The organism is Streptomyces xanthochromogenes (assembly GCF_014650455.1).
GTDB classification, from domain to species: Bacteria; Actinomycetota; Actinomycetes; order Streptomycetales; family Streptomycetaceae; genus Streptomyces; species Streptomyces xanthochromogenes.
On sequence record NZ_BMUZ01000016.1, the window covers coordinates 1 to 13,470 of the forward strand.

The 13,470-nt window shown below is 69.2% G+C and carries 12 protein-coding genes; 3 read left to right on the forward strand and 9 right to left on the reverse strand.

What is annotated here, in order from left to right; translation table 11 throughout:
* Window positions 1-422: 422 nt before the first annotated feature.
* Both IE267_RS33675 and IE267_RS33680 read left to right on the forward strand, forming a co-directional pair.
* Entirely contained in the window at window positions 423-1,049 is a 627-nt protein-coding gene (locus IE267_RS33675) for a hypothetical protein (protein ID WP_229861561.1), read from the forward strand.
* A gap of 37 nt (window positions 1,050-1,086) precedes the next feature.
* The gene (locus tag IE267_RS33680; protein WP_189765746.1) at window positions 1,087-3,966 is read left to right on the forward strand and encodes a DEAD/DEAH box helicase; all 2,880 of its coding nucleotides are present in this window, start codon (window positions 1,087-1,089) and stop codon (window positions 3,964-3,966) included.
* A gap of 404 nt (window positions 3,967-4,370) precedes the next feature.
* Here the strand turns inward: IE267_RS33680 and IE267_RS33685 are convergent, their stop codons facing one another.
* The 7 genes from IE267_RS33685 to IE267_RS33715 all read right to left on the reverse strand — a co-directional run bounded on the left by IE267_RS33685 (window position 4,371) and on the right by IE267_RS33715 (window position 11,448).
* A complete protein-coding gene (locus tag IE267_RS33685; protein ID WP_189765747.1) occupies window positions 4,371-5,729 on the reverse strand; it encodes an AlbA family DNA-binding domain-containing protein in 1,359 nt (452 codons plus the stop codon).
* Window positions 5,730-6,441: 712 nt separating this feature from the next.
* Window positions 6,442-6,696 carry an RNA polymerase sigma factor gene (locus tag IE267_RS33690; RefSeq protein WP_189765748.1) on the reverse strand — a complete coding sequence of 85 codons (255 nt, stop codon included), beginning with the start codon at window positions 6,694-6,696 and terminating at the stop codon, window positions 6,442-6,444.
* Between the two features lie 122 nt (window positions 6,697-6,818).
* Window positions 6,819-7,610 carry a class I SAM-dependent methyltransferase gene (locus IE267_RS33695; RefSeq protein ID WP_189765749.1) on the reverse strand — a complete coding sequence of 264 codons (792 nt, stop codon included), beginning with the start codon at window positions 7,608-7,610 and terminating at the stop codon, window positions 6,819-6,821.
* Between the two features lie 56 nt (window positions 7,611-7,666).
* Entirely contained in the window at window positions 7,667-8,638 is a 972-nt protein-coding gene (locus IE267_RS33700) for a hypothetical protein (RefSeq protein ID WP_189765750.1), read from the reverse strand.
* 40 nt (window positions 8,639-8,678) lie between these two features.
* The gene (locus IE267_RS33705; RefSeq protein WP_189765751.1) at window positions 8,679-9,623 is read right to left on the reverse strand and encodes a phosphotransferase; all 945 of its coding nucleotides are present in this window, start codon (window positions 9,621-9,623) and stop codon (window positions 8,679-8,681) included.
* Window positions 9,623-10,774, reverse strand: coding sequence for a hypothetical protein (locus IE267_RS33710; RefSeq protein WP_189765752.1), 1,152 nt, complete (start codon window positions 10,772-10,774; stop codon window positions 9,623-9,625). Before IE267_RS33710 ends, IE267_RS33705 begins: the two co-directional genes overlap by 1 nt.
* Window positions 10,771-11,448 carry a histidine phosphatase family protein gene (locus IE267_RS33715; protein WP_189765753.1) on the reverse strand — a complete coding sequence of 226 codons (678 nt, stop codon included), beginning with the start codon at window positions 11,446-11,448 and terminating at the stop codon, window positions 10,771-10,773. Before IE267_RS33715 ends, IE267_RS33710 begins: the two co-directional genes overlap by 4 nt.
* A 252-nt stretch (window positions 11,449-11,700) precedes the next feature.
* Between IE267_RS33715 and IE267_RS40205 the strand changes: the two genes are divergently transcribed.
* Entirely contained in the window at window positions 11,701-12,468 is a 768-nt protein-coding gene (locus IE267_RS40205; RefSeq protein ID WP_189765754.1) for a GntR family transcriptional regulator, read from the forward strand.
* Window positions 12,469-12,687: 219 nt separating this feature from the next.
* Here the strand turns inward: IE267_RS40205 and IE267_RS33725 are convergent, their stop codons facing one another.
* The gene (locus tag IE267_RS33725; protein ID WP_189765755.1) at window positions 12,688-12,915 is read right to left on the reverse strand and encodes a hypothetical protein; all 228 of its coding nucleotides are present in this window, start codon (window positions 12,913-12,915) and stop codon (window positions 12,688-12,690) included.
* 176 nt (window positions 12,916-13,091) lie between these two features.
* Window positions 13,092-13,403 (reverse strand): hypothetical protein, encoded by a 312-nt coding sequence (locus tag IE267_RS33730; RefSeq protein ID WP_189765756.1) that lies wholly within the window; start codon window positions 13,401-13,403, stop codon window positions 13,092-13,094.
* Window positions 13,404-13,470 lie beyond the last annotated feature (67 nt).

Below are 13,470 nucleotides of genomic sequence, written 5' to 3' on the forward strand. Positions count from 1 at the left end.
CCAGCGGGTGGCTGCGCCACCCGCACACCCTCCTTGCTGCGCAAGGAGGGTGACAGTCCGTCCGCTGCGCTCCCGGACTGGCGGGACTTCGTCCCGCTACCAGGCTTCCGCTTCGCTCCAGCCTGGCCGGCGGGTCCGCTGCGCTCCCCCGCCTGACGGCCCTTCCGGCTGCGCCTCCAGGACCGTTGGGGCCCGCTGGCGCGGGCCGGGCTGGCTACGAGATGGGGGGGTCGCTCGTTCGTGTGGGTTCTAGTGTAGTGGGTGCATCGGATTGATGCAGCATGTACCGTTGGCGAAAACACGGGACACCCCCCAACCACCCGGGAACCTCCCAGGAATTCCGAGAGGAACGACCGCAGATGACCGGTCACCACGAATCTACCGGACCCGATCCCGCGCTGAGCAGCGATTCTCTGCGCCGGGTGAGCCAGTATCAGACGGCGGGCGTGAACGCCCGGTTGAGGATGTTCGCGCTCCTAGAGGCGCAGGGTGTACCCGCGAGCGAGGCGGACGACCTGGTGGCCGCGCTGGAAGCTGGGGCGGTCGCCGGGGCGCAGAGCGAGGTCGTGGAGCTGGACGGCATGGCGCCGCGCCCGCGTGGCCCGGAGTTCGAGGACGGCTGGGATGACGGCGTGACGGCCGTGAGCGAGGCCCTGGTGCGCATCACGGACCGGGAGTGGTCCCGGCGCGGCGGCCGGTCGGCCGGGGCCGCTGAACTGGCCGTACATATCGCGGACGTGAGGCAGCGTGAGCGGGCCGGCCTCGTGCGGCTGGAGAGCTTCGTCCGGGAGAACGTGCTGCCGCGCACCTATCCGCACACCACGCAGCGGCGTCGGGCGCTGGAGGCCCTGGGCGAGGCCGGCGGTCTCTGCACCGCGCGGACGCGGAACGCCGACGGGGACGTCATCGTCTGCACGCTCGATGCCGGGCACTACGACCCGGAAGACAAGCCGCCTTTCAAGGACGGAAAGCCGGGCGGCTGGCACAAGGCGGATGCGTCGATCTGGAACGACTTGGGCGCGGCCTGCATTCCGCACGCGGCCCTCTGAAAAGACCACACGAATTCAGCTCTCGGGGAGACACGGAATGTCAGCGATTCGGCTCAAGGAACACCAGGTAGATCAGCGGTCGGCGTTTCGTAGGTGGGTGGGATTCCCTGCAAGGTCATCCGTGCCCCCGCAGGGTGCCCGGGGCACGATCGTGTCAGCGACCGGCTCGGGCAAGACGATCACGGCCGCCGCGTGCGCGCTGGAGAGCTTCGCGGACGGCCGGATCCTCGTCACGGTCCCGACCCTGGACCTGCTCGCCCAGACCGCCCAGGCGTGGCGCGCGGTGGGCCACCGGGCCCCGATGGTCGCGGTGTGCTCGCTGGAGAACGACGCGGTCCTGAACGAGCTGAGCGTGCGCACCACCACGAACCCGATCCAGCTGGCCCTGTGGGCCGGGCACGGGCCGGTCATCGTGTTCGCCACCTACGCCTCCCTCGTGGACCGTGAGGACATCGACGCACCCGAGGGCCAGCGGAAGGTTCGCGGGCCGCTGGAGGCCGCGCTGGCAGGCGGGGAGCGGCTCTACGGCCAGCGCATGGACGGCTTTTCGCTCGCGATCGTGGATGAGGCACACGGAACCGCTGGTGATCTTGGCCGTCCGTGGGCCGCGATCCACGACAACGCCCGCATCCCGGCGGACTTCCGGCTGTACCTGACCGCGACCCCGCGCATCCTCGCCGCGGCCCGCCCCCAGAAGGGCGCGGACGGCCAGGAGGCGGAGCTCGCGACCATGGCCGACGACCCGGATGGAACCTACGGCGCCTGGCTCGCAGAGCTAGGCCTGAGCGAGGCGATCGAGCGCGAAATCCTTGCCGGCTTCGAGATCGACGTGCTCGAAATCCGGGACCCCTCGCCGGTTCTCGGGGAGTCCGAGGAGGCGCAGCGGGGCCGGCGCCTGGCCCTGTTGCAGACCGCGCTCCTGGAGCACGCCGCCGCGTACAACCTGCGTACGGTCATGACATTCCACCAGAAGGTCGAAGAGGCCCGCGCGTTCGCGGACAAGCTCCCCGAGACGGCTGCCGCGCTGTACCTGAACGACACCTCCGACGCCGACCTGGCCGCCGCCGACAAGCTGCCGAAGTCCTCCATCGACGCGGACTTCTACGAACTGGAAGCCGGCCGCCACGTACCCCCGGACCGGGTCTGGTCGGCCTGGCTGTGCGGCGACCACACCGTCGCCGAACGGCGCGAGAAGATCCGCCAGTTCGCCAACGGCATCAACGCCGCCGGACGCCGAGTCCACCGCGCCTTCCTCGCCAGCGTTCGCGTCCTCGGGGAAGGCGTCGACATCACCGGGGAGCGGGGCGTGGAGGCGATCTGCTTCGCGGACACCCGCGGCTCGCAGGTGGAGATCGTCCAGAACATCGGCCGCGCGCTCCGGCTCAACCGCGACGGCAGCACGAAGGTCGCGCGAATCATCGTGCCGGTCTTCCTGGAGCCGAACGAGGACCCGACGGACATGGTCGCCAGTGCCTCGTTCCGCCCCCTTGTAGCGGTCCTCCAGGGCCTGCGCTCGCATGACGAGCGCCTGGTCGAGCAGCTGGCCTCCCGCGCCCTCACCAGCGGCAAGCGCAAAGTCCACGTCCAGCGCGATGAGGACGGGCGGATCGTCGGGGCCGGCGGTGAGAGCGACGGCGAGGACCAGGAACACGACGGCGACACCGACGCCGCTGCCGAATCCGCGCTGCTGCACTTCTCCAGCCCGCGCGACGCCGCCACCATCGCGGCCTTCCTCCGTACGCGGGTGTACCGGCCGGAGTCCCTGGTCTGGCTGGAGGGCTACCAAGCCCTGATCCGCTGGCGCAGGGAGAACGAGATCACCGGCGTCCACGCCGTTCCCTACGACGTCGAGGTCGAAGTGGGGGTCACGAAGTCGTTTCCGCTTGGCCGCTGGGTGCATCAGCAACGGAAGGCGCTGCGGGCGGGCGAGCTGGAGGACCGGCGCAAGACGCTGCTGGACGCCCCGGAGGCCGGAATGGTGTGGGAGCCGGGCGAGGAGGCGTGGGAGAACAAGCTCGCCGCGCTGCGGTCCTACCGGCGGGCCACCGGGCACCTCGCGCCGCGTCAGGACGCGGTGTGGGGCGAAGGCGCGGGTGACGACGGACAGTTGGCTGTCGGGCAGTTCCTCGCCAACCTCCGGCGGAAAGGCGGCCTCGGGAAGGACGCGGTCCGGGCGGCGAAGCGCGCGCAGCAGCTCACCGAGATCGACCAGGACTGGAACTGCCCCTGGCCCCTCAACTGGCAACGCCACTACCGCGTCCTCGCCGACCTGGCCGACGCCGACGGCCAGCTGCCCCACATCGCACCCGGCGTGCTGATGGACGGCGACGACATCGGCAAGTGGAGGTGGCGTCAGCAGGAACCGGGCACCTGGGCGCAACTCCTGCCCGAGCAGCGCGAGCGTCTGCCCGCCCTGGGCATCCGCGGCGCCACCCTCCCCCTGACCGCCGCCGCCCCGGCGGAGCTCGCCGCGGCGCCGGCCGACGCGGCCAAGGGCCCAAAGAAGGCCGGGAGCAAGGCGGAGGCGGCTTTCCAGCGGGGCCTGGCGGCTCTGGCGCAGTGGGTGGAGCGGGAAGGGCAGCGGGCGGTGCCGAGGGGGCACAGCGAGACGATCACGGTCGACGGTGAGGCGGAGCCGGTGATCGTGAAGCTGGGTGTGTGGAATTCGAACGTCAAGTCGAGGCGGGACAAGCTGAGCGCCGCCCAGCTCGCCGCCCTGGCCGCGCTGGGCATGGACTGGGCGGGCGCGGTCCCGGCTCCCGAGGCTGCCCCGGAACCCGCGCCGCCCGCGGTCCCGACGAAGCGGCCACAGCGTAACCACCACGATGAGTGCGACAAGACGCTTTACGCGGGCGGGACCTGCACCTGCGACCTCATCGAGCAGTACGGGCCACCCTCCGAACGCGACGACTACTGATTACCCCTTCCTCACGACCGGACCCCGGGACCGCCAAGGCCCGGGGTCAACACGCGGCCGCGCAGCTCATTTCGGGGGTTCCCGCAGGTCAGATGTAAAACGCAGGGCGTTGCGCTCGTGTTGGGCGGTGGTGTTACATCGGGTGTTGCAGCCAAACGGGCGAAGTGACACCGGCTCATCCCCCGCTCGGTGTGACACCTATAGGCGGTGCGCGCTGATGCCGGTCCGCGCGGCGGCGAACGTCGGAGGCGACGCCGCGGGCGTGGCCAATCTGCTCGTATCCCATCCGCAAGCGTGTCCTCACCGGTTCATGCGGAGACGGCCTTCGTACAGCTCGCGATCCAGCAAGAACTCCGCTTCTCCATCAGGGTGTCTGCCCCCGGATGCGCCTTATCGCTTGATACCTACTCCGGGTCGCCTCCCTCATAAGCCCAGGGAACGAACACCTGCTTCATGTCAAGTGCCAGCCTCTCTGCAGGAATGGGGAGAGATCGCTGCACTTTGCCGCTGACGTTCGTTGCTGTGGCTCGCCACTGTCCGGAGAACACGACCTCGGGTGCTTCCTGTGCGCTGTATACCGTGATTGGGGTGAGCGTGACGGTTTCGTGAGGGCGTAGGTTCACCGGCAGAAAGCGCACGATGGTGCAGCCTTCTTCCTGCTCGATGGCGGGTGAGGGCAGAGGCGGCAGCAATGCTCGGATGGGTGGCATGCCTGTAAGCATCCTGATGGAAGGGGCGGCCGTGCCGTACTTTCTGGGCGGGTGGGGCCAGCCGACCTTGTCGTCCTCGTCCGTCGCATGCGCCCAGACCGTGTCGGGAAGGCTAAGTACGACCTCGACCTTGGTGAGGTTGTCTTCGCTGGGGTTGGTGAGCCTGAGCGTCAGGGGCTTCCCGGCGTCGTGGATCGCATGTACCAAGGACTGCTGCATTGCGGCGTCGTAATCACGCAGGTACTGATCGACTTCTTCACGGAAGTCCTCGGGAGAGCGTCGGTCAGCAGGCTTCATCATGCGATAGACATCGGAGACCTGGGCGTACGCGCCGAACGCGCTCGCGGCACGGTCCTTCCCCGTCGGCTTGCCGGTACCGAGCTGCTCCATCTGCTCTTCGCGGAGAAATTCGAGGATCTTGACGCGCATGTCCTGAGTGGGCGGCACTAGGGCGACGGCCCCGGCGGCGAGACTGACGTCCACGGTCACGCGCTTGGCCGCGCGCCGGGCCCGCTCGGAGAGCGCGTCGATCTCAGTTGGGCGAGCGGGCATTGTCTTGCCGCTGTATCGGTGAAAGACGGTGCCGGGGTAGAAGTTCTGGTGCTCTTTGCAGAGCGGGTGCACCGGGTCACCCCAACGTGGAGGGAAAACGTCGACGATCATGACGTTCCGCGCTTCGTCACCGTTGTCGAAAGGAACGTAGGTGAACTGATAGCGGTCGAAGGTTCCTAGGTAGCGCCCTAGCCAGGCATCCACCTTCTCGACGTCGTGCGTTTCGACTCCATGGAGAGCCCCTTCCTCAACACCTACGACGAGGTACGCGTGCCCGTCAGCCCACTGCGCTGCAACGTCAGGCATGCGGTTGGCGAACCCAAGGATCGCCTTCGAGACGGAGAAGGCCCCCTCGGCCCTCGCCACGTCCAGACGAGACTTCCATTCCAGCCAGCGCGTTTCGTCAGCACTGCTTGCTCCGAGAATGGCGTTGATCAACGCCTGCTGTCTCTTCAGCCCAACTACCGGCTGGTCAGCCTCAAAGTTCAGGGTCATGGTCACTCAGATTCCTCGTCGCCCTTCGAGCCACAAGCATGACGGGGCGCCCGCCTCACAGACCACCCAATTCACCAAATCAGGTCCGGCGCATCTGCGATTTTGCGCGCTGCGTGGATGGTTGCAATCCCGCACAGCGTCTGCCATCTACGGAGTTGCCCAGGCCACGGCTGGTCGCGCTTCCAGCCGCAGCCGGACAGCTCACTTCGATCCGGGCTCCCGGTCCGTCAGGCGGCCCGCCACAGGCGGAGCCCTCCTGGCAGCCGATCCCCGCTGTGCCCGCCAGACCAAGCCCCCACCCTCCTTTCTTGATCATCAGGCGCAGGGGCCCGGGTAGAAGGGGATGCCTGACCTCCCACCATGCCCTGGCTGAGAGCCTGGCCTGCGAGTGTCTGGCAGTCTCCGGAACCAGGGCGCAACAGATAGCGCAGGAGATGGCGCAACACGTTGTGCAGCAGATTGCGCAACAGGTACGTCATGGCTCCCCCGAGAGCGCGCGGACCACGTCGTCCTTGTTCTCGATGGCGCGATGCGCTCAGCCAGGCGGCCGCTCCTCGATGCGCCGGCGTCCGGCGACATCGGCCGCCACTGCGCACAGGCGCCTGGTCGGTCTTCTCGGCACTCGCCGGTTCCCGCCCGGACATCCATGGAGGGGGCTATGGAGGGGCCCTCCACAGCCCCCTCCAGACTTCCGGTGCCCGGCCGCCCGGTGCCGGGGTCACTGCCGGCACTCCCACTCGGCCGCATCATCAGGCCGGGGCAACAGCGAGATCGGCTCAGGGACCTCTTCGACCGGTTCCTCTCGTACATCCGAGAACTTCCGTACCAGATCGTGGGAGGCGACCCTGAAGACCCACGGCCGCGGGTGCTGGATCTCATCCCACCGCTGATAGGCCTTCATCATCGATTGCTGGGCGATGTCCGCAGCGTCGGCCACATTGGCGCCCTGATTGACCAGAAACGCGACCAGCATGCGCACCGTGTCGCGGTCGCCCCAATATTTCCACGGAGGATCTCTTTGAAGCCGCTGGCGGGACGCCCACCCTAAAGCCACGCGGTGACACCCCAGCAGGCGCAGTCAAAGCTGACCTCTTGCTATCGGGTGGCGATGAGGGCTTCGGTGCGGATCGTTTCCTCGTACCGGCCCGAGGGGTCGTATGCCAGGAGCGCGCGGCGCAGGTCTTCCTCGAAGGCTTCCCGCCGGTCCCCGAGCTGGGCCGGTGTGGAGTAGGAGTTGCTCAGCTGAAGGCCGATCAGCTCCTCCGTGCTGCGCACCACCACCTGGTCGAACGGCACCACTTCGACCGTGGGGAACGGGGAGCGCTCCAACGTGGTCTGGTAGGTCTCCTGCGGCTCGGGATATGTCCCGCTTCCGGCCCGGCGGGCCGCTCCTAGGTAGGCGGCTCGGACTTCGGCGACTACGGGGGCCCAGCCGGGCAGCGCGGTGGTGCCGGGCGGCCCGGCCGAGAGGATGACGATGCCTGCCTGCTCGGTGGTGACCCAGCTGAGGTCGTCCAGGACCTGGATGCGGTCCATCCAGTGGTACGACTTTGCCATGACCACCAGGTCGAGCGGCGGTAGGCGTAGGGAGAGCAGGGCGTTGGAGTCGCCCTGCTGCCACCGGATGTTGTGGATGCCTCGTTCGCCGGCGAGCAGCCGGCCCTGTTCGAGCATCCCGGCCGCCGGGTCGACGGCGACCACGGTGGCGACCAGGCCGGCCAGCTCCAGGGCAACGGTACCCGGACCACAGCCCAGGTCGAGGACGTGCTGCGTGCCATCCAGGGCGAACCGGTCGGTGAGCAATGCGTACAGGCCGTCAGGGTACCGGGGGCGGAAGCGGGCGTAGTGGTGCTCTGCGGATACGAAGGCATGCGGATCAGCGGTCATCGCGGACCTCCAGGAGAGGGGAAGGGCCGGGGCAGTGCAGGGCGAGCCGGGCGGGGTCAGCGGGCGAGGTTGGCGAGGTAGCTCTCGGTGGCGCTCCAGGGTGTGAGTTCGATGCCGAATCCGCCGGTGCCGGTGGGGCCCTGGATGTGGACGAGGCGCCCGGACAGGTGGACGGTGTCGCCCTGGCGGAACGCGCCGGTGTAGGCCCCGAGGTAGCTGCGCAGGTGTGTGATGCGGCGGGCGAAGACGTCAGCCTCGTCGATCGTGGACGCGATGACCGTTTCGACCTCGATGCCGTAGAGCGCCGGCGTCGCCAGGCCTTCGCGGTGGTCGGTGATCCGGGCGAGCACGCTGATCTGCCCGACTTCCTGCGCGATCACGTCGTGGAAGGTCCGGTCGCCGTCGGCGCGCAGCGGTTCGCAGTTGATGTGTGCCCCGGCCCTGGTGGTCAGCCCTTGCAGTTTTCGGGCCTCTTGGCGCAGCAGCATGTCGAAGGAGGACCCGGCCATGTACTTGGCGCGGCGCAGGTACAGCCGGGTCAGGTTCTCGCCCTCGTACGGGTGGATCAGTGACCGCTGGGTGAACAAGGTCTGGGCTGCCTCGTAGCCGCGGGGGCCGTAGCAGACCAGGTCGATGTCCGAGCGGGCGCCCGCCACGCCGACGAGGAAGGAGCCGGTGACGCCGATGACGTCGCCGGCCTCCTGGTCCACGATCCAGCCGATGATGGCGAGCAGGTCCTTGCTGACTGCGGAGCCGTCCAGCAGCTCGGGCGACTCGTGCAGGGCCGTCAGGGCTTGCCGGCACGAGTAGTGCAGGACGACGTCCTCGCGGGGCACGCCGGTGATCACGCACCCGATCACGGGTGAGTAGACGTAGCACTCGGGGCGGTCGGCGAGGATCCCGAACGCCTTCGAGACGACCGTGTTCTGCCGGTAGGTCTTTCCGAACAGCGTCCGGTCGCCGCGCTCGTCGGGGTAGTACTTCACGTACCCCAGCCAGTGCGAGCCCGGGTGGACGTCGCCGATCACTTTGAAGATGACGCCCGACCGGTCCAGTAGGTAGTCCCGGTCACGGACGGCCGGGAGCGCCCTGCCCAGCGGTGAAGCCGTCGAAGGTCGGGAAGCGAGCGGTGTCGATGTTCCCGGTGCGCTCATACTGCTTGAGTCCTTTCAGGAGGAGGCGGCGCCGGTACTGCCATTTCTGGTGCTTGGCGGCTTGGGCAGGGTCGGTCGGGCGCATCAACGCGAGGAAGAAGAGGCTTTTGACCAGGAGGAACGCCCCCAGGTGCACGCTGAGGGGCGGACATTCGGCAGACCGGGCCACCGAATCCAGCACCGCCAGGTACCGATCGCGCTGCTCCGGGGTGGCGGCGTAGCCCTTGGCGCCGCCTTTGAAGGGGATGACTTCCAGGGCCAGGGCGACGTCGTATCCCAGCGGGATCACGCCGTGGTGCTGCCAGTCGATGACGCCACCGGCCAGGACGTTCGGCAGGCCGTAGTCGAGGTGGCCCCACACCAGCGGCATCCTGGAGAGCTCGTCCGTCGCGCGTGTGAGGGCCGCGCGGGTGCGTGGGGTGTCGAGGTCGGGGTTTTCGGCGAAGACGTTGTGCGTCCAGCCTGCCTGCTCCACCCAATGCCTCAGCGCATCGGGTCCTGCGTCGACCGGGTGTGCGGCCTGGGCGGACAGCAGCCGGGCGGAGACCTCGGCGAGCTGGTCGACCACTAGGTCGGACAGCTCCCGGCCGCCGTCCAGGGAGGCCAAAGCCTTTTCGTGCAGCGACTGTTCGCCCAGGGACTCCTCGTCGACGAAGAATGTGCCGTCGTTCGACTCCCCGAGTTCCAGGACCTGCGGCACCGGGTAGCCCAGGCCGGCGGCCATCTGCTGGAACGTTGCTTCGCTCCGCAGCGCCGCGCCGCCGGTGCGCCGGTATCGGGTGCCGTTGGCCGAGACGTAGACCGCCCCGCCAGCATCGGCCGTCCTCTTCTTGACGAGTCGCCAGTCGTTGGTGTCCATCAGGGTGCTCCTCTTGTCGGGCCTGTGGGCCCGGTGGTGTTCTCTCGGTCGGACAGTGCGCAGGCCAGCGCCCGGGCGTCCGTCACCCAGCGCATATCACCTGCCGCGACGCGGTGCCTCAGGTCGGTGGGGAGATCACCCGGGGGTGTGGCGGGCCGGGCGAGGTAGGCCCGGCGCAGGAATTTCAGCAGGGCGGGAATCCGGGCGGCGCTCACACCGGACCGCTCCCGGGCGGCGCACAGCGGTAGGTACCAGCCGGTGAACAGGTCCCGGACCTCCTGGGCGCGGTGCACCTCGTACAGCCGCCCGCTCGCCGCCGTCGCGTAGGGGATTTTTCCGTGCAGCGCGTACCGCAGTCGCATCGCGCCGTGTCGGCGGAACGGGGCGCCGTAGGCGGCCACGTTGGCCGCGGCGTTCTCGGTCACCGTCATCACCGGCCGCACGGATCCGAGCTCGCCGGCGGCCGCGAGCACCGCGACGTGCAGACCGGCCCGCGGGTCCAGCACCATCCCCTCCAGCCCGAGCGGTGCCAGATCCACACCGTGAGCCCGGGTCCGGGAGAGCACCAGCAGCCGGGGGACGTTGCGAGCGATGTGCAGCAGGTGATCCGGTGTCCGGGCGCCGGATGCGTGGAAGTCGTCCCGTTCGAGCACCGGGCCGTGCGCGGTGCGGTCGAAGACCAGCAGTGCCCGGCGCGCTGCCCGGATGGTGGCGTGCCCGCAGGCTCGGCAGTCGCCCGCCGTGCCCGTGCCGGCCATGTGCCCGCAGCGGGCGCACAGCCCGACCGGCAGGTCCTGCACGGCCAGCGTCCCGTCGGCGAGCAGGGCCTGGACCCTGGTCATGGCCAGCGCGGTCACCTGCGGGTCAGTGTCGGTGAGCAGGCCGGCCGCCGGGGGCGGGCCGGGGGCGTACTTCGCTGCAAGGGTGCGTTCCTCACGCTGCTGCCTGCCGACCGTGTCCCGGTCTGCCGCGCAACGGTGGCGCACATCCCCGGCGATGGTGACGGTGTTCCACAAGTGCGGCACCGGCGCCAGGCCGAGCAGCGCGTTCAGCGCCGCGGCGAGCCGTATGCCCGCGGCCTTGCACGGTCGCTCGGCGAGCGTGAAGTCGCCGTTCTGCACGGGTCCGTTGAAGTAGACGACGTCGTTCATCGCGGGCTCCCTTCTGGGCAGTCCGGCTCGGCGGCGTCGACCTGGTGGAAGCCCCCGGCGCGTCGCTCGTAGACCAGGACCCCCGCGTTCGGTGTCTTGCGCACCCGGGCCTCCTCCACCAGCTCGGTCACCGGCCTGCGCTCCAGCACGCTGCGCAGCGCCAGGATCGCCGTGTGGTGGGTCACGGCCACCACGGCCGGCGCGCGTTCGCCGATGCCTTCGACGAACGCCGTCGCCCGTTGCAGTACGCCGACCGCCAAGGACTCGCTGCCCTCGCCCGGGGGCGTCCACAGGTGCTTGCGGGTCTGGCGGTCCACCTCGCACGCGGGCCAGGTCGCGAACAGCTCACGCTTGGTCATGTACGTGGCGTCGCCGTAGTGCTGCTCGTTGAGCAGGGCGGTCACGTCGGCGGTCCGCCCGGGCAGCGCCAGCTCCACGGTGTCCAGGGCCCGCCGATACTGCGAGGAGTACACGTACGGGTCGCGGCCCGCGAGGTCCTTGAGTGCGGTGCTCAGCCACTGGCACTGGCGGTAGCCGCGCGGCGTCAGCCCCACGAGGTCGCGAGACAGGGCGTGCGCGGCCGGGCTGGTCCACGGCCGGGGGTCCTGGTAGAAGCTGGTGTGCTTGGTCGCGTTCTCGATCGACTCAGCGTGGCGTACGACGGTGAGGAGCATGCGTCACCCCAGTTGAGGCTGGTGAGGATCAGGAAGGGCTCGCGGCGGGCGGTCGTGGCGACGCCGCTGGCTCGGCGTGGTGGTGGCACCGGGTTTCAGACGAGCCCGTGGGCAGCGGTTGCCGGTGGGATGGACCGCAACACTGACGGTGCATTAGAACTAGGACTATCTTCGGCAGCGCGCAACAGGCCGTCAATAGGGCTAGGACTATCGCGGGAGGTTGTCCGAATCCGCATGAAACAGGAGGTACGGATGAGCAACCCCGCCTACCAGCAGATGGCCGCTGAACTGCGCGCCGCCATCGACGACGGGACCTACCCGGCAGGCGGCACCCTGCCGAAAATCGTCGACCTCGCCCAGCAGCACGGAGTCGCCAAGCAGACCGCCCGCGCAGCTGTGGCCCAGCTCGAAGCCGAGGGCCTGGTCGACGTGACCCGCCGCCGCGGAACCGTCGTCCGCGCCCGGCCCACACGCCGACGCCTCACCCGCGGCCGCCAAGTGCTCCGCGACGAACGCGGCTACTACTTCGACGCCTCCGCCCAGCCCTGGACCGCCCTGGAGCCGCCCGCCATCACCTGGGCACCCGCCCCCCGCGACATCGCCACCCTCCTCGGGCTCCCCGCGGGCGAAGAGCAGCAGGACGTTCTGGTGCGAGACCGCCTCATGGGCGACGCCACCACCGGGACCCCGCTCCAGCTGGCCACCAGCTACCTGCCCGCCTCCCTCGCCCGCGGCACCCAGCTGGCCCAGAAGGACACCGGCCCCGGAGGCATCTACGACCTCCTCGAACAGATGGGCCACGCCCCTCTGTCCTGGGAAGAAGCCGTCAGCGCCCGCATGCCCACCCCCACCGAAAGCGACCGCCTGCACCTGCCCAAAGGCGTCCCGCTCCTGCGCATCACCCGCACCACCACCGGCCCCGACGGAACCGTGCTTGAGATCAACGACACCCGCATGTCAGCCAACACCTTCGACATCGGCTACACCCTCACCCGGCACCCCAGCGCCCAACACCCCTGACAGCACCCGCCCCAGCCGGTCAGCACCGCGCTCAAGCCGGAACCGGGACCGTGCCGCCCAGCGCAGTGCGTGGCGCATGTCCCGTTATAAGTGCCGCGTGGTCGACCATGCGCCCTGCCGCCCTATCCCCACCAAGAGACGGGCGGACACGGGCGCGCCAGGGGAGGAAGCCGGCTTCGCACGGACAGGGTGATCCTGCCCGGCTCCACCGTCGTCGGATCAGCCGAAGTCGAGCGTTTCCTGTACGAAGTCGGTTGGGGCCGAGCTGGGCAGGGGCGGCGGCGGTCCGCCGTCCTGGCGCGCGGCCTCCCAGCGCTCGATCAGCTCATCCTTCCAGCCCTTCTCCGGAGGCCACGGCACGCCCCACTCGGCCAGCTGGGCACGCTTCCACGCACCCTTGGGCGTCCTGGCGGCTTCGATCTGTTCAGGGGATGGCAGTACAGGCATGTGGGATGAACGAACGGCAGGGCTTAGGTGTCACTCGCTGGCGTCGGCTTCGCCCCAAGGGTCAGCGCCATCGCGCTCCAAGACGTACACGCACGCCAGTCTGATGCCGGGGCCCCAGAGGCGCCGCACCGAAGTGCGTGTAGGCCCTGGAAATCTTGGGCCGCGCCCCTGATGAGCTACCTGGCGGCCGGGGCGGGAGCGGTGAACGAAACCGGCTTGCCAGCGGCTCGGGCATAATCCACTTCCCTGCTCGTGGACTCGCCGACGTACCCGCCAGGGTTGACGACCAGAACCCGGTCTGCCAGGTCGATCCTGCGCAGATGAAGAGCGCCCAGCGCCTTCTTCTGCTCCTCGGTGAGCGGCCCGTCCGCTTCGACCGGCGCGACAGCAATGATCCCCTCGAAGGCCAGATCCCGATTCACCGCACGCATCTCCTCGACGAACCGGGTGGATCCGCAGATGCAGACAATCTCTGGTCGGTCGGGCACAGCTCTTCCCCTCGCTCGAACAGGACACCAACGCGCACGTCGGTACGGCGTTGGCAGGAGGTTAGTG

Coding starts and splice junctions, on each gene's coding strand:
- IE267_RS33710 (WP_189765752.1), bottom strand. CDS start 10,774: ATGAACGACGTCGTCTACTTCAACGGACCCGTGCAGAACGGCGACTTC.
- IE267_RS33725 (WP_189765755.1), bottom strand. CDS start 12,915: ATGCCTGTACTGCCATCCCCTGAACAGATCGAAGCCGCCAGGACGCCC.
- IE267_RS40205 (WP_189765754.1), top strand. CDS start 11,701: ATGAGCAACCCCGCCTACCAGCAGATGGCCGCTGAACTGCGCGCCGCC.
- IE267_RS33690 (WP_189765748.1), bottom strand. CDS start 6,696: ATGCTGGTCGCGTTTCTGGTCAATCAGGGCGCCAATGTGGCCGACGCT.
- IE267_RS33680 (WP_189765746.1), top strand. CDS start 1,087: ATGTCAGCGATTCGGCTCAAGGAACACCAGGTAGATCAGCGGTCGGCG.
- IE267_RS33715 (WP_189765753.1), bottom strand. CDS start 11,448: ATGCTCCTCACCGTCGTACGCCACGCTGAGTCGATCGAGAACGCGACC.
- IE267_RS33705 (WP_189765751.1), bottom strand. CDS start 9,623: ATGGACACCAACGACTGGCGACTCGTCAAGAAGAGGACGGCCGATGCT.
- IE267_RS33695 (WP_189765749.1), bottom strand. CDS start 7,610: ATGACCGCTGATCCGCATGCCTTCGTATCCGCAGAGCACCACTACGCC.